Source organism: Acinetobacter sp. KH_038 (genome assembly GCF_057839405.1).
The window spans coordinates 461310-485187 of the sequence record NZ_CM174489.1 but is presented as its reverse complement, the minus strand read 5'-3'; the positions used below and the strand labels follow the sequence as shown (position 1 = coordinate 485187).

The window sequence follows — 23878 nt, the reverse complement described above, 5'->3', positions numbered from 1 at the left end:
TAATTAGGTCATTTATTTTGCCTTGTGATCGAGTACAGAACCTGTTCAAACTGCGCTACAGGATGTTGCCATCCAACCTTTTCCGCACATTGTGAAGCATACACACCCATTTTCCTAAGTGTGTGATAATCTGGTAACTTCAGAATATTGGCTGTCAAATCATGCTCTTGGCCAAGCAAACTGAGCCAACCGGTGCGGTCATGCTGTATATGCAGGTGCGCACAAGCATAATCATAAGCAATAACAGGTAAACCACTTGCCATGGCTTCCAGCACCACATTGCCAAAAGTTTCAACCTGACTTGCAAAGCAAAAAATATCAGCACTCGCATATGCTTCGGCCAGTTGCTGACCCCGCAAACTTCCCGTAAAAATAATTGAACCATCATGATTCAACCGCTCTAAACGCTGTCGGTCCGGGCCATCGCCAACCACCACCAGACGCACGTCCTGACAATGCATCTGACGCAATGTGAAATATGCCTGAATCACTACAGGTATTTCTTTTTCCGGCGATAAACGCCCGACATATAACATCACACGGGTTTCTTTGGACGCGCCCCAACTTTGGCGTAGTGAATCAGAACGCCATTTTGGGGAAAAAGCTTGTGTATCCACTCCTCGCCCCACCACCACCAACGGCCCCGTAACCCCAAACTTGCGCAGTGCTTCGGCAGTTTCACGACTCGGCACACAAGTAATTTCGCTATGATTGTGGAACCATTTCAGATAGTGCTGAATGGATTTAAGCAAAAATGCCAGATCAAAGAAGCGACTAAATTCCTGAAACGAGGAGTGAAAGCCGCTCGACACAGGGATTTCAAGGGATCTTGCAGTTTGCTGCGCAGCAAGCCCTAATGGACCTTCTGTTACGATATGCACCACATCAGGCTCAAAAACTTCCATAGCCTGACGAACTTTTAGAAACTGTGGCCAACCAAACTGCAAACCTGAATACTTGGGAATACGCTGGGCTTTGACCAAACATTCCCGATAGGGTTGAAATTCAGCACAGATGCCTTTTTGCTCGGGGCGAATCAATAAAATTTTATGCCCCTGTTTTTTCAGGCCTTTGCACAGCTGTAACAATGAATGCGCTACCCCATTAATTTCAGGTGGCCATGTTTCGGTCACAATTGCTATTTTGAGACGAGGACGTACCAAGTCGGCAAGTTCAGACTGTTGCCGAATATTTTCTAGGCGTTGCTGCTTTAGGTCAAATTGGAAGCCTTCCAGAAATGCTTGTTGTTTTGTTAAGACTGGATTGTAGGGCTGATTCATGTCGCACCTATCTTACTTATATACTTTCAACACAATATAAGCAGAATATATGACCGACTGATGAATGATGAGAAAAAAGAAATAGCTGGTTATTTATAACTTATTAAGCTGAAAAATCAGTGACCCCCATGCAATTGATATCAATCGAAACAGGGATCCACTTTCTATATAAGTTCATACATCAATCTTTCATTTCAGTCTGATACACCTATCAGAGCAATTGTGCGGGTTAATTATTTCTAAAAAAACAAAATGTTAAAATTAAAAAGAAATATCTATCGAAACCCGGTCACTATATCTGCCTGCTGGAACGCCATTGAAAGGATTGTCTTCAAGTTGAACAGAAACAATATATTTTTGTCGTTGAGCCGCTCCCTGATTGAGTCTTACCCCCCATAAATTATTATTTGCTCCGGTTAAATTTAATTTAGTACGCAGCTTATAAGGACCATTTGAAACGTAGCTCATACCGTTTGAACTCACTAAATTCTGGCTATTAAATAAAATTGAATATGCTGTATCACATGAAATATTGAATGAAGTTGCCGACTGACTGCGTTGATAACTTGCCAGACGCAATTCAGGATTAGTAAAACCATCAATCGAGCAATGCTGGGCATTCGCTCCCCCAAAAGCACTCATAGCAAGAATAAATAAAAAGAGATTTTTCATTTCTACACCTATCGACATATAGTTTCCAGAATTTGATTTGCTGAATTCTGGAATTGATTTTGACTAATCACCAATTGAGCCTGACATTGCTGCCCACCTTGTGTTTTTACTTTAAGCGTGTATTGACCAGGTTTAATCAGATACAGATAGACAATGCCCTGACTATCCACAAAAGATGAATCGGTGCTGACACCATCAACAATCACCTCCGATCCAGCTATTAAATTATTTCGCTTGATGTCTTTTATTTTTAAAGCAATACGCTTTGTTTTATAAATAGGAAAATCCAGCTTATATCCTCGTTGATCCAGACCAACTATTTTCTTAGAAGAATGCTCAAAAGTTTCTTCCATTGCCAATTGATTATGATCAAAAGCAATATCGTAATTAATATAAGGAATAATATTGTGTATAAACATATAGCCGTTTTTATTGGTACTTCCGGCTAAAGTCGCAGAACGATAAATATCTAAGTTCGAATGCTTATCTACATTGACCAGTGCAAAAGCATTATCTGCATATTTAGTAAAGGCTACTTTATTACCCAACCAGACCAAGGCACCATCAAAGACCACTTGTGAATTACGACGATCCTCATATTCATCATGAGAAAGCTGTAAATTCCCAACACTGGTTTTCCATAACACATAAGCATTATAATTTATTTCATCTTCTCTTTGATTTACCCCCAGAACATAATCAAAACCATTCTGGGTCATGGTTCTTTTGCTGAAGCTTAAACTTGTTTCATTATTTTCAGTATCATGGTCAAGATAAACACGTTTGTTTTCACCCCAGTCATAGGCAAAAGCAATATTAAACCCATGATCATCCTCATCCCCAAAATCTTTAAAGAAGCCAAAACTTGTATATAAATTATTTGTTAAATTCTTCGTGGCTCTAATATCAAAAATCTTACGGTCATCACTGATAAAATCTTCCGTTAAATAGTTATCCTGTTGAATATAACTTAGATTTAAACTATCAATAAATTTTAAATCAAAAAAATTAAAATATAAAATATTCGAAGTCTTAATATTTGAGTTATAAGTATCACTACTTAGATATTGATATTTTTCAGTATAGTATCGACTATTTAATCCAAATGACCATTTCTTAAAATCACGAGTTATAGATGCAGAAACAGCATAGCCCTGTTCTTCATCTACACTCGCTTCACTGACTGAAAATGCAGTATCCAAGAGAAAATACTTATTCACACCCTGGGTCCACAATATATCCAGATTACTGACATCTTCGCTATAGATTAAATCGAATCCCAAAGTAGTCGAAGATGTTATCCCTCTTCGAAAGAAGAGCTTGCTAAAGAATTCTCGATAATCATCATCTACATAATCATAGTCATATCTTAGTTTCCCTAAGGAAATGTTATATTCATTTAATTTTGGTTTTAGTAAACGGTTATTAATATAGATAGGAAAACTTTGAACTGTTCTATTTCCCAAAATATCTTCTACAACAATTTGAGCATCACCAGCTTGATTGACGATTGCTCCCGCAGGCAGATCGTAATTACCGGGTGTGACTGAATCTCTATATAAACGCACCCCATTTACATAAAGATCAATAGTTGAAGGCAAGCTGGCGCTACCATTCAGATTTGGAATATTCCAATATACAAAATCAGGTCGATCTGTATAATTTGTACCAAAACTTAAGCCGCCAAAGCGAAAAGAGTTATTTAACGTATTATAAGGACTGGTAGTGTCTCCCAAAGTAAGTCTTAAAAAGTTTTTTGGAAACTCAATATCTAAGGTGGTATTCACCCGCAGTAAATTTTGTTCGTTTTCTTCAGGTTCATTACGGTATAAAAAGGCATTTTTTAGTAACCAGTAGTCTTTAAATATTCCAAACTCTGAAAAAGTATTAAACTCTTGCTCCACATCATCTTTACTATAAAATAAACTGTAGTTAACAAAGCCGCCAAGATCTGCTTTTTCCGGCGGAATTACATCCAGATCATAATGTGTATCGTTAAAATAACTGACTGGTAAATGAATTTTTATTGCCTGAAGACTGTAATCATCTTCAACCTTAAGCTCTGGTTGACTTATTAAACAAAAATCTTTTTTATTAAAATGACGCTGTAGTTTTTCAATTCTCACCCCAATATTCTGTAAAGGCTCACATTCAATAAACTTCTTATTATCGTCAGTAAATGTAATGGCTTCAGTTTGATAATCCAGACCATTAATCCATATATTTACAATTAACATTTCTGTACCTTTTTTCTGACCTCCCTCCAAATCAGTATTTGCCTTTACATTTGTTAAACTAAGACCACATACTATCATTACGAAAATTTTAGTGGCTTTCATAGCATTATCCTTTTACTATTATTCTTCTATCCATCCTTTTTTATCCTTTTATTGGATATTCAAGATATTCCCCATGCTCTTCTACTTTTATTTTTAGTTTTAGATCCCCAGTTGCCTTAACCTCACCCAGTTCAAATTTAATTTTATTCCCGCTTAATACATACTGCGTAAAATCTTTTCTTAATACTTCCTTGTTTTTACTATCTAACAAAATAACTTCAACAATCTTGGCATGTGATTTAGCCAGATTATTTACATTCAAATAAGCCAGATTATTTATCTTCTCTAAATTGACATTTAGCTGGGGAGGCAACTGTTTTCCGGCAAAAAATGGTAACGAGAAATTAAATAAAAAATTAATAGTAGATGCATCATCTACCGGGGTTACTTCTTTAAAAACGATTCTCCAAGACTTCTGTTTTTCCAAGTTCTCTGGAGGTTGACTAAATCCAATACGTACAATTTGCTTGCTTTCTGGCTTTAATTCAAAAGTTTTTGGATTAAAAAGCAAGGTGTTATCCTCTACTAAAAGGTCTTCTCCATTCTGGTCTTGCTGCCATTTAAATGCAGAAATTTCATATATTTTTGAAACATTTAAACCGGTACTTTCAATATTTACCGTCGTACTTTTTTGTTTTTTAAAGTCTTGAATATAAATCTGGATTGGGCTAAATTTTATTCCTGCAGAGACTGTTAAACTCCATAGCAATAGCAAAAAAAACCCCGTTATTTTTTTATGCATTTTTTTCTCCAAATATTTATATCATTATTATTGAATGAAAAAATGTTAAAATAGGAGATGATGATTACATCTCCTATCCCTCAATGATTTTATAAAATTTTTTCTTGTTTTTAGAACCGTACTTCTACATTATATACACCACGGTAAGTACCGGCATCGGCTGCATTAACTACACTACTTAATACGGATGCATTTACATCCCAAGTATGATCAAGACCTGCAGTGCTTGATTGAGTTCCGCTATACGCATTACCACCACGTGTAGTAGCAACAGTAACCGGTACACTAGTTGCACCATTTCGTAACTGTGTAAGTGGAGCAATATTCAGACGATAAGGAGCATTTGTACGGACATTAAAAGCACCAGCAGCTGCCCAGTTACCATCCGCACCTGCGGCAAGTGTTAATGTTGGATTCAATACATCCAGATCACAATGTCTTGCCACCTCTAAAACTACATCAATTTTTCCATCACATTTATCACCGCATCCATGTTTACCTGGTTTATGTGGTTTCTGTTGCCCTGGGCGTCCTGCTGTATCCGCTGCATAAACAACTGTTGAACCAAAACCAAAGCTGATTACTAATGCTGCTAATGCTGCTTGAGTCATTTTATTCATGATGTTCTCCATTCCTTTTAAAAAAGAATATATTTATTTTGAATGACGCCTACCCTCTGGAACCCGTTTTTATTATGAGTAAAGTGGTTTAAGCGTAGAATCATCTTATTAGTTTTATTTAGAAATAATATATAAACTATAATATTCACTATATATTTTTTAAATCTTATTATTCACGATTTCGAGTATATTTCTAAATTTTATAAATAGTTATGTAAATAAGCCAAGATAAAAAACCATAATATTTACTTAATCCCTATTTCAAAGACCTATACAAACATCATTACAAAAAAATAGCCACAACCCAGGATATTGATATTTAATTTATTTTTTTAAAAAAAACAATAAACCACCTTTTCCACAAATATAGTTTTACAAAGTCTTACAATTTATGAGAGGAATTGAAAAAAAATGCGGCTTTATCTTTATTTTTCCGTTATTTTTCATATATTGCAGAAATTTAAAAAATTAATATTTGGTATTTTTTAAAAAGATTATTAAATCCCACCCCTCTAAAAATTTATATTATTTGCAATATTCATAAAACCATTAAGATTATATATACAATTTATCCAGTAAATTGTTATATTTTATTTCATATAAAAATTTAATTAACATATTGACCATATAGCGAGATATAGATGAGTGCCTGATTCAGGCTATATTATGGGCATTACTCATTACTTTGTATTTTTATTTACGTTCTGAGTTTCTAAAAACTCTCTAAGCCATAGAAATTTAAATATTTAATTTTCACCTTCTAAAACTATAAATATTATACTTACATGACGTCACAAACTTAAACCCTGGTCAGAAATCGTGAAAAATCTGCTTAATTTAAATGAATTTTAAACACCAAATCGTATGATTTAATATATTAATTCTTTAGCTTATTTATAATCTGATTCACTGAAATCTAAGCAATAAAAAAGAGGAAAGCATTGCTTTGCTCTTTTTCAGTGACCTAAGTAATCTCAGTTCTTTTCTTCATCAATGATTTTGTTCTCTTGAATCCAAGGTATGAACGAGTACAAAACACTGTTTTGTACGAAGTGCAAGAAGTGAAAGCACTGCTTTGAATGAAGCGCAAGAAGTGAAAGCACTGCTTTGAATGAAGCGCAAGAAGTGAAAGCACTGCTTTGAATGAAGCGCAAGAAGTGAAAGCACTGCTTTAATATTCTTGAGGAACGTAACTTAGTTCTTTTCTTTGTCTACAATCTTGTTCGCTTGAATCCAAGGTATGAACGAGTACAAAACACTGTTTTGTACGAAGTGCAAGGAGGCAAGCACTGCTTTGAATGAAACGCAAGAAGCGAAAGCACTGCTTTAAATGAAATGCAAGAAGTGAAAGCACTGCTTTGCTATATTTTGAGGCATGCAACTTTAATTATGACCTATTAAAAAACCCACTCAAATTGAGTGGGTTTTCGCATTCAAATCAATTGATTCGAGAAATTAGTTTTTCTCTTTATCAACGATTTTGTTCGCTTGAATCCAAGGCATCATAGAACGAAGTTTGTTACCTGTTACTTCGATGCCGTGAGCAGCGTTTTGACGACGACGAGCAGTCATAGAAGGATAGTTCAATGCACCTTCTTGAATGAACATCTTCGCGTATTCGCCAGATTGAATACGTTTCAGTGCATTACGCATTGCTTCACGAGACTGTTCGTTAATTACTTCAGTACCAGTTACATATTCGCCGTATTCAGCGTTGTTCGATACTGAGTAGTTCATGTCCGCGATACCGCCTTCGAACATCAAGTCAACGATCAATTTAAGTTCGTGTAGACATTCGAAGTATGCCATTTCTGGAGCATAACCAGCTTCAACCAGAGTTTCGAAGCCCATTTTAACCAGTTCAACTGCACCACCACAAAGAACTGCTTGCTCACCGAATAGGTCAGTTTCAGTTTCTTCACGGAATGAAGTTTCGATGATACCAGTACGACCACCACCCACGCCTGAAGCGTAAGAAAGCGCAACGTTACGCGCATTACCAGAAGCATCTTGGTGAATCGCGATAAGATCAGGAACACCTGAACCACGTTGGTATTCTGAACGTACAGTGTGACCAGGCGCTTTTGGAGCAACCATGATGACATCAAGGTCAGCACGTGGAACAACTTGGTTATAAAGAACAGAGAAGCCATGAGCAAATGCTAGAGTCGCGCCTTGCTTGATGTTTGGCTCAATCTCGTCACGGTAAAGTTGAGATTGGAATTCATCAGGGGTCAAGATCATAACTACGTCAGCTTGCGCTACAGCAGCAGCAACTTCAGCAACTTTAAGACCAGAATTCTCAGCTTTTTTCCAAGAAGTAGAGTTCGCACGTAGACCAACAGTTACGTCAACACCAGAATCTTTAAGGTTAAGCGCATGTGCGTGACCTTGTGAACCGTAACCAATGATCGCTACTTTCTTCGATTGGATGATAGATAAGTCGCAGTCTTTATCGTAAAAAATTTGCATTGCTGTCTCCGCTTAATGCTTGTTTGTCTGTTTAAATCAGGCAGTGAACTTTGTATTTACACTGCCTGATACCCCCTTCTTATTAGGATGAGGAAATACTTTAAAATTTAGATGGTGAGTACTTTTTCACCGCGTGCGATACCAGAAACCCCTGAACGCACAACTTCTAAAATGGTGTGTTCTGCTAGTGCATCGATAAACGCATCCACTTTTTCAGTCGTACCCGCAATTTGAATGGTATAGGTGGTCGGTGTGACATCGACAATCTGACCACGGAAAATATCCGCAGTACGCTTAATTTCGTCACGAGATGAACCGAGTGCCTTCACCTTAATCAACATCAATTCACGTTCAATGTGCGCACCTTCGGAAAGATCAACCACTTTAACCACTTCAACCAGTTTGTTGAGTTGCTTCGTGATTTGCTCAATCTTGTGATCATCGCCATAGGTGGTCAATGTCAAACGAGAAAGTGTTGGATCTTCAGTCGGAGCTACATTCAATGTTTCGATGTTGTAGCCACGCTGTGAGAACAAACCCACTAAACGGGAAAGCGCGCCTGCTTCGTTTTCAACAAGTACAGAGATGATATGTCTCATGCTGTGCGCTCCCCTTTTGCTAACCACATATCTTGCATCGACTGGCCTGCAATCAACATCGGATAAACGTGTTCAGTACGATCAACCATTACGTTAATAAATACGCACTTGTCATTGATCGCCATCGCTTCTGCAAGTTTCGATTCAAGCTCATCGGCATGGTCAATCTGAATGCCGACGTGACCATAGGCTTCCATCAACTTGGCAAAGTCAGGCAGTGACTCTACATAAGAGCTAGAATGACGGCCTTCGTAATTCATATCCTGCCATTGTTTCACCATACCCAAGGCACGGTTATTCAGACACAAGATTTTTACGTTCAAGCCATATTGTTTACAGGTCGAAAGCTCCTGGATACACATCTGAATCGATGCTTCACCCGTGATACACACCACCTGTTGATCCGGGAACGCCAACTTCGCAGCCATTGCATATGGCAAGCCAACACCCATGGTGCCTAGACCACCCGAGTTGATCCATTGACGTGGACGTTTGTATTTGTAATACATCGCACCAAACATTTGATGCTGGCCTACATCCGAAGTAATGATCGCTTCACCATTGGTCACTTTGTCCAATGCCTGAACCACTTGTTGTGGCTTCATGATGCCATCAACACCGGCTTCAAAACGGCCACCATGCACTTGACGCCATTCATTGATCTGTGACCACCATGCCGCAATCACTTCAGGATTTGGCTTGGAAACATCGAGCTGCTTCAACTGGTTCAGCATTTCATTCAATACAGGTTCAACTGCACCAACGATTGGAATATGCGCCATGATGGTTTTTGAAATCGTCGCTGGGTCGATATCAATATGAATCACTTTGGCATTTGGACAGAATTTTGCCGGATTATTGGTTACACGGTCATCGAAACGTGCACCTACGCAGAAAATCACGTCTGCATTGTGCATCGCCATATTGGCTTCGTAAGTACCATGCATACCCAACATGCCGAGGAACTGTTCATCGTCACCTGGGAATGCGCCAAGACCCATTAGGGTATTGGTTACTGGATAACCCAATAAATGTGCGATTTCAGTCAATTGTGCTGAAGCATTACCTTGAACAACACCACCACCCGAGTAAATCACTGGGCGTTTAGCACTGATCAGTTCTTCAATCGCTTTACGAATTTGACCTGAGTGACCACGGTAAGGTGGTTGGTAAGAACGCATCTTCACTTTTTCAGGATATTCGTAAGCAAATTTCTCTGCAGGATTGGTGGCATCCTTTGGAATATCGATCACGACAGGGCCTGGACGACCAGATGAAGCGATATAGAATGCTTTTTTGATGATTGCAGGAATTTCGCTGGCATGACGCACCTGGAAACTATGTTTCACGATGGGACGTGAAATACCGACCATATCGGTTTCCTGGAATGCATCTTCACCAATCAGATGACTTGCAACCTGACCCGACAAAATCACCATCGGGATTGAGTCCATATAGGCCGTTGCGATTGGCGTTACCGTGTTGGTTGCACCTGGACCTGAGGTCACCAGTACCACACCGGTCTTACCTGTTACGCGTGAGTAAGCATCCGCCATGTGACCAGCAGCTTGTTCGTGACGTACGAGGTAATGATTGATTCGGTCTTGTTGAAATAGCGCATCATAAATATGAAGAACTGCGCCGCCTGGGTATCCAAAAACATGTTCAACGCCTTCGTCCGCTAATGCGCGAACAAGCATTTCACCACCAGATAGAAGTTCCAACGTGATTCACCCTAATATTATTACACCGCAGAAATGGGAGGCATTTGCAGTGTTTCATTTGTTAACTGTCTGCACTGTTATAGCACAAAAATTTCATAGTTTTCATAGCAATAGGAAAAAAATCTGATCTCTTTGCTGTTCGAGCAATACAAGACCTAAAACATGTTGGGATAAACATATTTTGCTTAGCTTTGTTCAATTTCTCGGCTAGAGAAATCGTCCACTGCATGAAATGACACTTAGTCGAAGGGTGATCGATCTAAGGCATATAAAACTATTGCAGCATTCTTGTGTTTTCAGGCTTTAAAGTCAAGTTTAAAAAACAGGCAACAGCCACTTATCTATACCAGATTTGCTGTTTTTAACAGCGTTTGAGAGAGCACACAGCAATACAGCCTGAGCCTGTTAATCTATAATTCAATAAAATTCATAAACTTATATATTTAATTTTATAAATTTTTAGTATGTCTTATATAAAAAAAATGAATGATTTTTTATTAAATGAAGTGAAGTTGTTTATCAATAAATTTTGTGAGCTAAAATTTATTGATCAGCGGCCAAACACGATCCAGAACCTATTCAAGCCTTGATCATCAATAGAATGAATAAAAATCCATTATTTCTACTCTAAAAATCACTACAATGTTAGGTATTATTCTATGGCTAGAAAACAGAGGCCCAACAACAATGAAAATATCTTTTTTAAGCGCCTTAAGTCTGAGCTGCGCAATTTCTCTGGGCATCTACAGCAGCAATGCCTCAGCAATCCAGTATTATAAATGGGTGGACGCCAAGGGCACCACGCACTACACCAAGATGCCACCGCCTAAAACGGCAAAGAAAGCCACGACTGTCGATACCTATGGCTGGAAAAACTCGGCCCCAACACCGCCTAGAAGCAGTGAAACTGAAGTGCAGAGCGAAAATAGCGTTCAAGAACCACTGCAACAGCCTCAAATTCCTGCGAATCAGGATCAGCAACAACGTGAAGCAAATGAAGCCTTGCAACAATCGAAAAATCGAGCAGTGGCTTTATAAGACCCTTTTATCCGGAACCGGGCATTTTTTCTTAGGGAAATGCCTGCGCAAAATTCACTTTTAACTGCATTTTGCGCTATGCTGTGCAACAGACTTTTTCACCGTAATTCACTGATACGTTTATGACTACTCACATTGATTCCGAATATCAAGCCAGTGCGATTGAGCCTCAAGTCCAACAGGATTGGGAATCGCGCAAAGCCTTTAAAGTTGCCGACAAAGTAGAAGGTCCACGTCGTTATATTCTCTCGATGTTCCCCTACCCAAGTGGCAAGCTGCATATGGGTCATGTGCGTAACTATACCATTGGTGACGTGATCAGCCGTTTCCACCGTTTAAAGGGTGAAACTGTCCTGCAACCGATGGGTTGGGATGCGTTTGGTCTGCCTGCTGAAAACGCAGCGATTGCCCACCAGGTGGCTCCGGCAAAATGGACTTTTGAAAATATTGCCTACATGCGTGACCAGTTGAAAAAACTTGGTCTAGCTGTCGATTGGGATCGCGAATTTGCGACCTGTACCCCAGAATACTATCGCTGGGAACAATGGTTATTTGTTCAGCTTTATAAAAAAGGTCTGATCTACCGTAAGCTTTCAACCGTGAACTGGGATCCAGTGGACCAAACTGTTCTTGCCAACGAACAGGTTGAAAATGGTCGTGGCTGGCGTTCAGGTGCATTGGTTGAAAAACGTGATATTCCAATGTACTACTTCCGCATTACCGACTATGCGCAAGAATTACTTGACGATTTAGATACGCTGAAAGATGGTTGGCCTCAACAGGTTTTGACCATGCAACGCAACTGGATTGGTCGTTCACAAGGGATGGACATTACCTTCCCTTCAGCAAATCCTGATGTTTATGCAGATGGTTTAACAGTATTTACCACGCGTGCTGACACCTTGATGGGTGTGACTTATGTTGCGGTTGCAGCAGAACATCCAATGGCGTTAAAAGCAGCTGAAACAAATCCGGAATTGGCTGCATTCATTGAAGAATGCCGTATGGGTTCTGTAGCAGAAGCAGATCTTGCCACTGCCGAGAAAAAAGGCATGGCAACCGGTCTTTCTGTCAAACACCCTGTCACTGGTGAAGAAGTTCCGGTTTGGATTGCCAACTACGTATTGATGTCATACGGTTCAGGTGCGGTGATGGCTGTGCCTGCACACGACGAACGTGACTTCGAATTTGCTAACAAATATGGCTTAAACATCAAGCAAGTCATTGATGCCAAAGGCGCTGACAATGCAGATTTTTCTGCGACAGAGTGGCAAGAATGGTACGGCTCCAAAGAAGGTAAACTGGTCAATTCAGGCGAATTTGACGGTTTAGATTTCCAGGGTGCCTATGATGCTTTCCTAGCAAAATTAGAACCGGCTGAACTTGCGAATTCTAAAGTTCAATTCCGTTTACGTGACTGGGGTGTATCTCGTCAGCGTTACTGGGGTTGTCCAATTCCAATGATCAACTGTCCGACATGTGGTCAAGTGCCAGTGCCGGAAGAGCAGCTTCCTGTTGTGCTTCCGACTGACGTAGTGCCAGATGGTTCAGGTAACCCGTTGAACAAGATGCCTGAATTCTATGAGACAAAATGCCCAAGCTGTAATGGCGATGCACGTCGTGAAACAGATACGCTAGACACCTTTGTAGAATCATCTTGGTACTATGCGCGTTATGCCTCTCCAGACTTTACTGATGGCATGGTAAAACCTGAAGCTGGTCAAACCTGGCTGCCTGTGAATCAGTATATCGGTGGTGTTGAACACGCAATTCTGCATTTGTTATATGCACGCTTCTTCCATAAATTGATGCGTGACGAAGGCGTGGTACAAGGCAACGAGCCATTTACCAACTTGCTCACTCAAGGCATGGTGCTTGCGGATACTTTCTACCGCGAAGCGGATTCTGGCAAGAAAACCTGGTTTAACCCGGCTGATATCGAACTTGAAAAAGACGAAAAAGGTCGTGTCTTGTCTGCGAAATACACTGGCGATGGTCAAGATGTTGTGGTTGGCGGTCAGGAAAAAATGTCGAAATCGAAAAACAACGGTATCGACCCGCAATCCATTATTGACCAATACGGCGCAGATACTGCACGTGTGTTCATGATGTTTGCCGCGCCGCCTGATCAATCACTTGAATGGTCGGATGCCGGTGTTGAAGGTGCAAACCGCTTCCTGAAACGTGTATGGCGTTTGGCCACTGGTTTCCTTGAACAAGGTAACAGCGCGTCAAATATCGACAAGGCAGCACTTTCTACTGCGGCACAAGACCTACGTCGTAAAACGCATGAAACTATCCAGAAAGTGGGTGATGATATTGAACGTCGTCATGCATTTAATACCGCGATTGCTGCGTTGATGGAATTGCTGAATGCCAACAACAAGTTTGAAGCCAAAGATGACAATGACGTCGCTGTTGCCCGTGAATCAATCACCACACTTCTGACGTTGCTTGCACCATTTGCACCGCATTTAAGCCAGACTTTATTGGCCGAGTTTGGGATTGAACTGAATTCAACCCTGTTCCCTGCTGTAGACGAATCTGCATTGACCCGCAATACCCAAACCATCGTGGTTCAGGTCAACGGTAAACTGCGTGGCAAACTGGAAGTGTCGGTCGATATTTCTAAAGATGAGATTTTAGCACTGGCTAAAGCCTTGCCTGAAGTTCAACAATTCTTGACCGGTCCAACCAAGAAAGAGATTGTTGTGCCAAATAAATTAGTGAATTTGGTTGTTTAATTCCTTATAGCTCCTTCTCCCTCTGGGAGAAGGTCGGGATGAGGGTAGTTAACCTCTCCCCTTACGAAACAGTGTTTCTCACCTCCTAAAAGGAGAGGGAACTTAAGGAATAATCCCTCCCAACCTCCCTTTAATAAAGGGAGGAGAATCCATTTTTTATAATATGGATCGAGAGAGTCCCCCTTTTGTAAAGGGGGATTTAGGGGGATTAAAAAACAATTCCCAAACAAAGCCCGTTGCCAGCCAGCGGGCTTTGACTTTACAATCCAGTTCAGGATTTCAAATATTTCCCTGAGGGAAAAAGAGGATACTCATGCATTTAGGCAAACGTTTAGCAGCAATTGTTTTAACTTGTGGTCTAAGTGCAGGCTTAGTCGGTTGTGGCTTCCATTTAAAAGGCACCAACCCAAGCTCGGCACCTGTTGCCTACTCGGTTATGAATCTTTCTCTACCACCCAATACTGAAGAATTACAAGAAAAACTGGCGGTTTATTTAGGTGCTGCAGGGGTACAATTAAGCAATGCACCAAATGCTTATGTTTTGCGTGTCCTCGATTACACACCGCGCCGCTTAGAATTGAACGGCAAGCTGGTTGAAACCTTGCTGCGTTTAAACGTAACTTTCCGCATTGAAGATGCGCAAGGCAATCCGGTGACTGAACCACGAACTGTGGTGGCAACGCGTACCTATCAATATGACATTGAAACAGTCAACACTGACGATCAGGAACAAAAGTTTCTCAATCAGGTGATTATTGATGATGTGGCGCAGCAGATTGCGCGTCAGATTTCCTCCAACCGCTTACCTTTAGTCAAACAAAATACTTCCGCGCAACCGGCTCAATAAGACTACCTTATGAAACTTGATTATCTGCAAGCCCTAAAACGTGTCGATGAAGCTCGTGGTGCCTGGGTATTGCATGGTCAAGAACCCTTACTGGAACAAAATCTTATTGATGCCTTTCGTGCTAGCTGGCAAAGGCAGGACATCGAACGTCAACGTTATGACATTAGCTCGGTCGCTGACTGGAAAACTGTCTTTAATGCTCTGAACAGTCTGTCGCTGTTTTCAACACAGCTGGCGATTGAAGTGCATGGCAATATCAAGCCAGATGCAAGTAGTCTTAAACTGCTAAAAAGCTATTTACAACAAGACAGCGATAATTTGCTATTAGTGGTGATGCCCAAGCAAGATGCGAGTAGTCTAAAAACCAGCTTTTTTCAGGTCATTGATGCCAATGGCGTCAATGTTTCGCTCGTGGCCAATTATCCCAAAGACCGGCAGCAAATTCTGGGTATTGAAGCAGAGAAACTGGGCATTAAACTGGCCAATGATGCCTGGCAATGGCTGGAACAGCATCATGAACATAACCTGCTGGCTGCCAAAAACAGCCTGATGCGGGTTAGCGATACCTTTGCTGAAATCGATGTGATTCAGGTTGAGCATTTATATGCATGTTTACAAGATCAGTCACGTTATAGCACCTATGATTTGAGTGATGCCCTACTGCAAGGCAATCTCTCGCAATCGGTCAAGATTTTCCAGTATCTGGTCGCTTCAGGTGAGCCGATGAGTCTGATATTATGGAGCCTGAGCAAAGAGATGCGTCTGTTGATGCAACTGTTTGAACAGCCGCAAAATGCCTTGCAAATCGGAATCTGGAAAACCAAAGTGGGGCTATATCAGCAGGCTTTACGCCGTCTCAGCCCACAACGCTTTTTAAGCTGGCCACAACTGTTAATCCGTATTGATGCCGCTATTAAAGGGATGTCCAAAGAGAACCCTGAACATCTCATTTTACAAGCCATTGCTGAAATGTGCGGTCAACGCTTATTTTTAGCGCCAAATGCCTAACTGAAGAAACGTGCAAACCAGCCTTTGCCTTTTTTGCTTTCCTGGGCACGTAGATAACTCAACATGTTATCGCGCACCGCATCGACATAGTCTTGATCATCATGTTGAATATGATTGATCAGCCATTTGGACAATAAGCGATATAAATCATTTTCGATGGATTCTCCGTTCTCGAATTTGAGGCGGTAATCATTGAGTCGTTTTACAAATAATTCATGTATACCGCGATGTGAAGGCAGATATTGATAACTGACCTGTTCCAGCAGATTTTCTTCAAAGCTGAAATGGGACTGGGTATAATCAATTAAATCATTCAAAACTTCCTTGATCCGATCACGCTGACCAGTCCCTCTGATCTCTTCTAATGCATTAATATAGTCTAAAATTTGACGATGCTGCTTATCAATCACGTCAATTCCAATGTTATAACTTTCATTCCATTCCATCGTTAAACCCTCATCAATCTTGATAGCAAAGTTGTATTATTTCTGCACAATTAAAGTGCGTCTTCTTCTTAAGTGATAAAACCATAATTTTTTTATGGAATTAAATCTTACAAGTTTTATTTCTTTAAATCCATATATAAAACATGGGATTTTAAATTTTTTTCTGTTTAATTTTCAACTGGTTTTGCTATCAGGAATATAAAGATAAGCATTGGGCCGGAAACAGCTATCGAACAAATATCACACCACAGATCCTAGGTATTGTTGGGTTTTATACCTTTATTAGGTTAGATATAATTTTATCTTTGCAGCCCTTCATTTGCGGATCTCGGTCAAAAAATACACTTGGGAACAATGATTATTTAGCCTAATAATCACGTGATGATCTTTTAATTGCGAGCGATGATCATTATGGAAAAGCAAGGCTCTGTCTTGCATCTCAAAGACATCGTGGATTAATCATTTTAAAATGATTTCTATTGACGCTATTTTTTAAAATCGAGCCAATAGAAAATAATTCTCATTATAAATTAAAAAATTCACGATTTATCCCAATTTCGCTTTTATAATCAATCCTTATCTTCGACCGAACTCGTATTCAATATGCCAAAAATAAAACCGACGAAATTGATTATGGCAGCGGTGATTGCCATTGTGTTAATTGCTGCGGGGTGGTATTTCCTCAAACCGAAAGAACAGCCGCCGCAATATATTACTGCTGAAGTGACTCAGGGTGATATTGAAAGCTCTGTACTGGCCACCGGTATTTTAGAAGCCACCAAAATGGTCAGCGTCGGTGCTCAGGTTTCTGGTCAGGTCAGACAAATGTATGTGGAACTCGGTGACCAGGTTAAAGAAGGTCAGCTGATTGCACGAATTGATTCTGTTCGTCAGGAGAATGATTTAAAAACTGCTGAAGCCAGCATTAAAAATCAGATGGCACAACTTGCAGTGAGACAGGCCAATCTGGCCAAAGTTGAAGCCGAATATAACCGTCAGAAAGCCATGTATGCGCAGGATGCGACGTCGCGTTCAGAGCTGGAATCTGCATTTGCCAGTTATAAAACGGCTCAGGCTGATATCACTGCGATTAATGCACAGATTGAACAGTCGCGCCTGACCTTGGCGACGGCCAAAGAAGACCTCGGTTATACCCAGATTGTGGCTCCAATGGATGGCACGATTGTGGCAATTGTGACCGAAGAAGGTCAAACTGTGAATGCCAATCAAAGTGCACCGACCATTGTGAAACTGGCCAAGCTGGACACCATGACCATTAAAGCTGAAATTTCTGAAGCAGATGTGATGAAAGTGGAAGAAGGTCAAACGGTTTATTTCACCACACTGGGCAATAACGAGAAAAAGATTTACGCCAAACTGCGCCAGGTTGAACCTGCACCAAATTCGATTAATACCGATTCCAATGCAACAGGCTCATCTTCAAGTTCTGCGGTGTATTACAACGCTTTATTCGATGTACCGAATGAAGATGGCAAACTGCGTATTGATATGACGGCGCAAGTTTATATTGTACTGGATGAAGCTAAAAACGTGCTGACGATCCCGGCCGCTGCGATTCAAGGCTCAAACCGTCCGCCACGTGCCAATCGGGCTGAAGGTTCTCGCGGTGACAGTTCTCGCGGCGAAGCTAATCCGGCATCACGTCCTGAAGCCGAATCTGCTCAAGGCAATCGTCCTGCTAGTGAACGCCCTGCCCGCCTGAATCTTTCTGAAGCGGAGCTGGCACTGATTGAACAGGGCAAAGCCCAGCGCGCCATGGTACGTGTCTTGCAGGCTGATGGTACTGCAAAACCAACCCCTGTACTGATCGGCTTGAATAACCGCGCCACTGCACAAGTGATTAAAGGTCTAAAACGTGGTGATCAGGTGGTCATTGCTGATGGTTCTGACACCTCCAATGATGCAGCAAAACGCGGTGGCAATAGCCGTGGCCCAATGAGAATGTAAGTATGAATTCACAACAGCAGCCTCTCCTCGAGGTGAAAAATCTGGTACGTGAATTCCCTGCGGGTGAAGGTACGGTCCAGATTTTAAAAGGGGTCAATCTGGAGATTTATCCGGGTGAACTGGTGGCGATTGTTGGCCAGTCCGGTTCAGGTAAATCCACCCTGATGAACATTCTGGGCTGTCTGGATAAACCGACCACCGGCAGCTACAAAGTTAAAGGCCGCGAAACTCGTGAACTGGAAGCCGATGAACTGGCCCAGTTACGCCGTGAATACTTTGGCTTTATTTTTCAGCGTTATCATCTGCTCGGCGATTTAAACGCAGCAGGAAATGTCGAAGTCCCTGCGATTTATGCCGGTGCAGACTCATCAGAACGGCATGAGCGCGCCGTCAAGATTCTGACCGATTTGGGTCTGGGTGAAAAAACCCAGAACCGTCCAAGTCAGTTATCAGGTGGTCAGCAGCAACGTGTGTCGATTGCCCGTGCGCTGATGAATGGCGGTGACGTGATTCTGGCCGATGAACCGACCGGTGCACTGGACAAGAACAGCGGTATTGAAGTGATGCGGATTTTACGCGAACTGAATGCCAAAGGTCATACCATCATTCTGGTCACGCATGACCATAATGTGGCCAAAAATGCCACGCGAATCATTGAGATCTCGGATGGGAATATCATTTCCGATCTTCCCAACGTGCCTGAAGTTGAAGATGGCTTTGCAAAACAGCAGCTGATTCGCAGCGAACAAAAGAAGATTTCTTCATGGCGTTCCGCAGTTGACCGTCTCGGTGAAGCCTTCCGCATGGCCTTGCTGGCCATGAATGCACATCGCATGCGCACTTTCCTGACCATGCTCGGGATCATTATCGGTATTGCCTCAGTGGTTTCGGTGGTGGCACTGGGCAATGGTTCGCAGAAACAGATTCTGGAAAATATCAGCAGTCTGGGCACCAATACAATTACCGTATTTCAGGGTCGGGGTTTCGGAGACAATTCCAGATCTTCCCAAGCCAAAACCCTGATTCCTGCCGATGCCGATGCACTGTCGGAACAGCCTTATGTCGATGGAGTCAGTCCGTCGGTCAATAGCAGTGTTACCGGCCGTTATAAAGAAATTGAAGCATCAACCACGGTAAATGGCGTCAGTGAAGATTTCTTCTACGTGCGCGGTATGACCTTCCAGTCCGGTCAGCCTTTTGACCGCAGTAGCGTCATGCAGCAGGCACAAGACGTGGTGATTGACACCAACACCAAAAACACCTTTTTTAAGGATGGGGCTGATCCGGTCGGTCAGGTAATCTTACTCGGCAGCGTACCCAGCCGGATTATCGGGGTGATCGATGCGCAAAAAGGCATGACGGGCAATAATGACAGTCTGAATGTCTACCTGCCCTATTCCACCGTGATGAGCCGTATGCTGGGACAATCCAATGTGCGTAGTATCATTGTGCGGATTAAGGATGAATATCCAAGTGCCGCAGCGGAAAATGCAATTTTGAACCTGCTGGTACAACGCCATGGCGCGCAGGATGTATTTACCCAGAATGCCGACAGTATCCGCGAAACCATTCAGCAGACCACAGCCACCATGACCCTTTTAATTTCGGCAATTGCCGTGATTTCACTGGTGGTTGGCGGGATCGGGGTCATGAATATCATGCTGGTATCCGTGACTGAACGTACTCAGGAAATTGGGGTACGGATGGCGGTGGGTGCTCGTCAAAGTGATATTTTACAGCAGTTCCTGATTGAGGCGGTACTGGTGTGTATTTTAGGCGGTATTTTAGGGGTACTACTGTCCCTCGGAATTGGCCAGCTGATTACCCATTTTGCCGGCGGTACCTTCCAGATGGCCTATTCAACCACTTCGATTGTGGCTGCCTTTGTCTGCTCAAGCCTGATCGGGATTGTGTTTGGCTTTATCCCGGCACGTAATGCTGCTCGTCTGAATCCAGTCGATGCGCTCTCTCGCGAATAAGGAACCTGATATGCAAATAAAATTAACCAAGCTTGCCAGTGCCCTGTTGCTGGGAGCTTCGCTGACCGGTTGTGCCGCAGTGGTGAAAACCCCCTATGAGCAGCCTGCGCTTAATATGCCGGGCAGCTTTCAAAATAATAAGGTGCTCAGTCAGCAGATCCATGCCGACGTTCTGGCAGACCAGTGGTGGACTTTATTTAAAGATCCGCAATTGAACAGTCTGGTCGATCAGGTGCTGGCACAGAATACTGATCTGGCCGTAGCCGGCATCAGTTTACAGCAGGCGCGTATTCAGGCCAGACAGGCGCAAAGCCAGCAAGGTGTGCGTGTAGGTGATGCTCGAATTTCGACTGGGCAACGTTTTAATCTGGATGGTGGCGGCAATTCTTCTACTGGTCTGTCACTGGGCTATCCGGGCTTAAGCTATGAACTGGATCTGTTTGGCAAACTGGCCAATCAGACCGAAGCAGCACGCTGGGAAGCCTTGGCCTCTGAACAGGATTTGCAGGCAACGGCGCAGAGCCTGATTGGCACCACGGCACAGCTCTATTGGCAATTGGCTTATCTGAATGAACGTTATAGCGTGGTACAGCAGAACCTGGCAACGGCGCAAAAGACCTATAATCTGGTGCAGGTGCAATATCGTGCCGGTGCGGTATCCGGTCTGGATTTAACCCAGGCCGAACAGGCCATTCAAAGCCAGCAGGCCACCTTAAGCCAGATTGAGCAGCAACGGGTAGAAACGCGTACCGGACTCGCGGTATTGCTACATATGCCGGTACAACAGCTGGCTATTCAAGAGCCAAGCCGTTTACCCAATATTCAATTGCCGAGTATTCAGGCTGACTTACCTGCAAGTTTATTGTCCCGTCGCCCTGATCTACAGGCAACTGAACTGCGCTTGCGTAAGGCACTGGCCAATAAGGATGCCAACAAAGCCAGTTATTACCCGTCAATCAGCCTGACCGGCAATCTGACCACGGGAATTGGCAGCAGTACTTCACTGTCGAATGCGCTAAAAAATCCGGTGGCGACTTTAGGTGCCGGTCTGACCTTGCCATTTCTGCAATGGAATGACATGAAACGCGATCTGCAGGTCAATGAACTGGAATATGAGAAAGCGATTATGCAATATCGCCAGACCATGTATGAAGCCTTCGCCGATGTAGAAAATGCCTTGTCGAACCGTACTGAAATCAGCAAGCAGGTGGCCTTGCAGCAACGTAATGTCGAACTGGCAGAAAGAACGGAACGTCTGACTGAAGTACGTTATCGTAACGGCGCAGTGGCTTTAAAGAACCTGCTGGATGCACAGGAAACCACACGCAATGCCCGTCTGTCTTTGGTGCAAACCCGACAGAACCAGTACAATGCTTATGTGACATTAATGCAGGCACTGGGTGGCAGTCCAATCCAGCAGCTACCTTAAACACAACTTGATCCATAAAAAAACCGCTACCAGACAGCGGTTTTTTTTATGGCGCGATTTCAATAAAAATTACTTCATTTGCAAATAGGCATTCACATTTTTCAATAATTCAGCTGATCGCTCATGCCCGAGCAAACTGCCTTTTTCCAGCCATTCCCGCGCGATTCCAATATCGCGTTCCACACCAATTCCCTTGGTATATAAACGTCCAAGATGACTATAAGCATCCGCATTGACCTGTACTGCTGCCTGGCGATAATACTGCACCGCCTGTTCAATATTTGCCTCAGTACCTCTACCATTTTCAAATGCTTCTCCTAAAGCATTCAGTGCCACACTGTTTTTCTGGGCAGCCGCTTGCTGGAGATATTTTAATCCCAACGCCATATCCTGCTGCAATTGTTGACCGTTCAGATAGATCAGGCCCAATTCTGCCTGCGCTTGGGCATGGCCCAATTGTGCAGCCTGATGCAGATAACGATTGGCCTGCTCTGCATTATTGACAAACACCGGATAGATGCCTGACAAAGCCTGATACAAAAACCAGGCTGCTTCCTTCGAGCCTTTGCCAACCGCCTGATTCAGATATTGAACCGCTTTCTCACGTGTCGGCAATGGATACTCGGCCAGACTATAAAAACGCCCCACTGCATAAATGAGATCTGCCTCAGACTGAGCATCAATCTGCCAGTATTGCTGTGCCACCGCCTGAATCATGCGGGTGGCTTTGGCGGTGTCTTTTGCAGTACCGATGCCATTTAAATAACACAGTGCCAGACCCATCTGCGCATAAGCATCATCGGGACTGAGCTGCAATGCCACCTGATATAACTCAAACGCCTTTTGCGGTTCATTAGCGACCAGATGCTGTTCAAAATACAGCGCAGCAATTGTGCATAAAGCGCGCGGATGCTGAGTATTGCCGGCTTCAGACCAGTAACGAAACGCCATGGTCTCATTTTTATCGACATACCAGCCATGAAAATAAGCCTGTCCAATTAAGGTCTTGGCTTGTGTATCGGCATGTTCTTTAGATTGCTGCATCAAGTGCTGAAACACCCGTTGTCGCTGGTCAGTATCAATACGGCCTTGCAGTACACCAGCATAATAGTCATACAGACCTTTCTGGTCGCCAAGACTGATACAGCGTTTAATAAATTGCAGGGCTTGGGTCGGGTCTTGCGGTAGAATCTGTCCGCGCGCATAAGCATGCGCAATCTGCTGATTGGCAGCCAGATGATCTTGCTGTGCCGCCAGAAACAGATAATGAATCCCCTGAACCAAATCCTGGGTTACTGAATCTGCCAGATAATATTGCGCCAGTTGATACTGCGAATTGGCATGGCCCTGCCCGGCATTTTGAATCAGCAAGGCCAAGCGCTGCTGTTCAGCACTCTTATCTTCTGGATTTTTCTCTTCAGTAGAGGAAAGTTCGGTAATACGGTACTGCGCATCCAGATTGCCACGAGCTACCGCATGTCGGTACCAGTACAGTGCCTTTTCCGGGTCAGCCATTTGATAGCGCTGATCCTCATGAATCTGTCCCAGATGATAGGCCGCTTCATCACTGCCCAGATGAAAGGCTTTATCCAGATAGCTGATGGCTGTTTCAGTATTTTGCTCGTGTCCAAGACCCTGTAAATGCATCAGTCCCATGCCGACATAAGCCTGAGGAATTTCCTGTTGCTGGGCAAGATTCTGGTAAATCTGATAGGCACGTGCATAATTCGGATGTTCAGGATCTGAACTCAAGCGCGCCGCATGTCTGAGCTGTGCATCGAGCTGCTCAATCCACAGATCATGTTGCACGGCTTTGGCCTGATCACGTTTCACCGGATCCGGACGTTTCCACATCCAGATTCCCAAAGCTCCTATCCCCAGCATCAATACCAGCAAGAACCACATAGCTGCTCCAAAACATTATTTTTGTTCGGCAAATGAATCCCTTCATTCTAAACATCGGCACAAAAA

Annotated in this window: 17 protein-coding genes; 7 read left to right on the top strand and 10 right to left on the bottom strand. The window is 42.7% G+C overall.

Annotated elements, in window-relative coordinates; all coding sequences use genetic code 11:
* Positions 1-8: 8 nt before the first annotated feature.
* The 8 genes from AC3IT7_RS02200 to AC3IT7_RS02165 form a co-directional block, all read right to left on the bottom strand.
* Entirely contained in the window at positions 9-1280 is a 1272-nt protein-coding gene (locus AC3IT7_RS02200; RefSeq protein ID WP_489249244.1) for a glycosyltransferase family 4 protein, read from the bottom strand.
* A 261-nt stretch (positions 1281-1541) separates the two neighbouring features.
* A complete protein-coding gene (locus tag AC3IT7_RS02195) occupies positions 1542-1952 on the bottom strand; it encodes a hypothetical protein (protein ID WP_489249968.1) in 411 nt (136 codons plus the stop codon).
* Between the two features lie 8 nt (positions 1953-1960).
* Entirely contained in the window at positions 1961-4291 is a 2331-nt protein-coding gene (locus tag AC3IT7_RS02190) for a fimbria/pilus outer membrane usher protein (protein WP_489249243.1), read from the bottom strand.
* A gap of 40 nt (positions 4292-4331) precedes the next feature.
* The gene (locus AC3IT7_RS02185) at positions 4332-5033 is read right to left on the bottom strand and encodes a fimbrial biogenesis chaperone (protein WP_489249242.1); all 702 of its coding nucleotides are present in this window, start codon (positions 5031-5033) and stop codon (positions 4332-4334) included.
* Positions 5034-5143: 110 nt separating this feature from the next.
* Entirely contained in the window at positions 5144-5653 is a 510-nt protein-coding gene (locus AC3IT7_RS02180; protein ID WP_489249241.1) for a hypothetical protein, read from the bottom strand.
* A gap of 1455 nt (positions 5654-7108) precedes the next feature.
* Positions 7109-8125: a ketol-acid reductoisomerase gene (gene ilvC / locus AC3IT7_RS02175; RefSeq protein WP_180040569.1), complete on the bottom strand. Its 1017-nt coding sequence runs from the start codon at positions 8123-8125 to the stop codon at positions 7109-7111.
* A 107-nt stretch (positions 8126-8232) separates the two neighbouring features.
* Positions 8233-8724, bottom strand: a complete 492-nt coding sequence (ilvN, locus tag AC3IT7_RS02170; protein ID WP_004813125.1) for an acetolactate synthase small subunit — start codon at positions 8722-8724, stop codon at positions 8233-8235.
* Positions 8721-10448 (bottom strand): acetolactate synthase 3 large subunit, encoded by a 1728-nt coding sequence (locus AC3IT7_RS02165; protein WP_489249240.1) that lies wholly within the window; start codon positions 10446-10448, stop codon positions 8721-8723. The genes ilvN and AC3IT7_RS02165 overlap by 4 nt, the downstream gene beginning before the upstream one ends.
* A 687-nt stretch (positions 10449-11135) precedes the next feature.
* Between AC3IT7_RS02165 and AC3IT7_RS02160 the strand changes: the two genes are divergently transcribed.
* The 4 genes from AC3IT7_RS02160 (at position 11136) to holA (ending at position 16085) form a co-directional block, all read left to right on the top strand.
* Positions 11136-11486 (top strand): DUF4124 domain-containing protein, encoded by a 351-nt coding sequence (locus tag AC3IT7_RS02160; protein WP_489249239.1) that lies wholly within the window; start codon positions 11136-11138, stop codon positions 11484-11486.
* A 122-nt stretch (positions 11487-11608) separates the two neighbouring features.
* Complete coding sequence (gene leuS, locus AC3IT7_RS02155) at positions 11609-14230, top strand: leucine--tRNA ligase (RefSeq protein ID WP_489249238.1); 2622 nt, start codon at positions 11609-11611, stop codon at positions 14228-14230.
* A gap of 313 nt (positions 14231-14543) precedes the next feature.
* Entirely contained in the window at positions 14544-15077 is a 534-nt protein-coding gene (locus AC3IT7_RS02150; protein ID WP_489249237.1) for an LPS-assembly lipoprotein LptE, read from the top strand.
* Positions 15078-15086: 9 nt separating this feature from the next.
* Positions 15087-16085 (top strand): DNA polymerase III subunit delta, encoded by a 999-nt coding sequence (holA, locus tag AC3IT7_RS02145; protein ID WP_489249236.1) that lies wholly within the window; start codon positions 15087-15089, stop codon positions 16083-16085.
* On the opposite strand, the gene AC3IT7_RS02140 is transcribed toward holA, so the two are convergent.
* On the bottom strand, positions 16082-16531 hold the full coding sequence (locus AC3IT7_RS02140; RefSeq protein ID WP_489249235.1) for a bacteriohemerythrin: 450 nt from the start codon (positions 16529-16531) through the stop codon (positions 16082-16084). The genes holA and AC3IT7_RS02140 overlap by 4 nt on opposite strands.
* Before the next feature lie 603 nt (positions 16532-17134).
* Between AC3IT7_RS02140 and AC3IT7_RS02135 the strand changes: the two genes are divergently transcribed.
* Genes AC3IT7_RS02135 through AC3IT7_RS02125 form a run of 3 tightly spaced genes read left to right on the top strand, consistent with a single transcriptional unit; the run spans position 17135 to position 21907 of the window.
* On the top strand, positions 17135-18499 hold the full coding sequence (locus tag AC3IT7_RS02135; protein ID WP_489249234.1) for a MacA family efflux pump subunit: 1365 nt from the start codon (positions 17135-17137) through the stop codon (positions 18497-18499).
* A gap of 2 nt (positions 18500-18501) precedes the next feature.
* On the top strand, positions 18502-20478 hold the full coding sequence (locus tag AC3IT7_RS02130; RefSeq protein ID WP_489249233.1) for a MacB family efflux pump subunit: 1977 nt from the start codon (positions 18502-18504) through the stop codon (positions 20476-20478).
* Between the two features lie 10 nt (positions 20479-20488).
* Positions 20489-21907: an efflux transporter outer membrane subunit gene (locus tag AC3IT7_RS02125; RefSeq protein WP_489249232.1), complete on the top strand. Its 1419-nt coding sequence runs from the start codon at positions 20489-20491 to the stop codon at positions 21905-21907.
* Positions 21908-21976: 69 nt separating this feature from the next.
* On the opposite strand, the gene AC3IT7_RS02120 is transcribed toward AC3IT7_RS02125, so the two are convergent.
* Positions 21977-23812 (bottom strand): tetratricopeptide repeat protein, encoded by a 1836-nt coding sequence (locus tag AC3IT7_RS02120; RefSeq protein WP_489249231.1) that lies wholly within the window; start codon positions 23810-23812, stop codon positions 21977-21979.
* Positions 23813-23878: the final 66 nt, after the last annotated feature.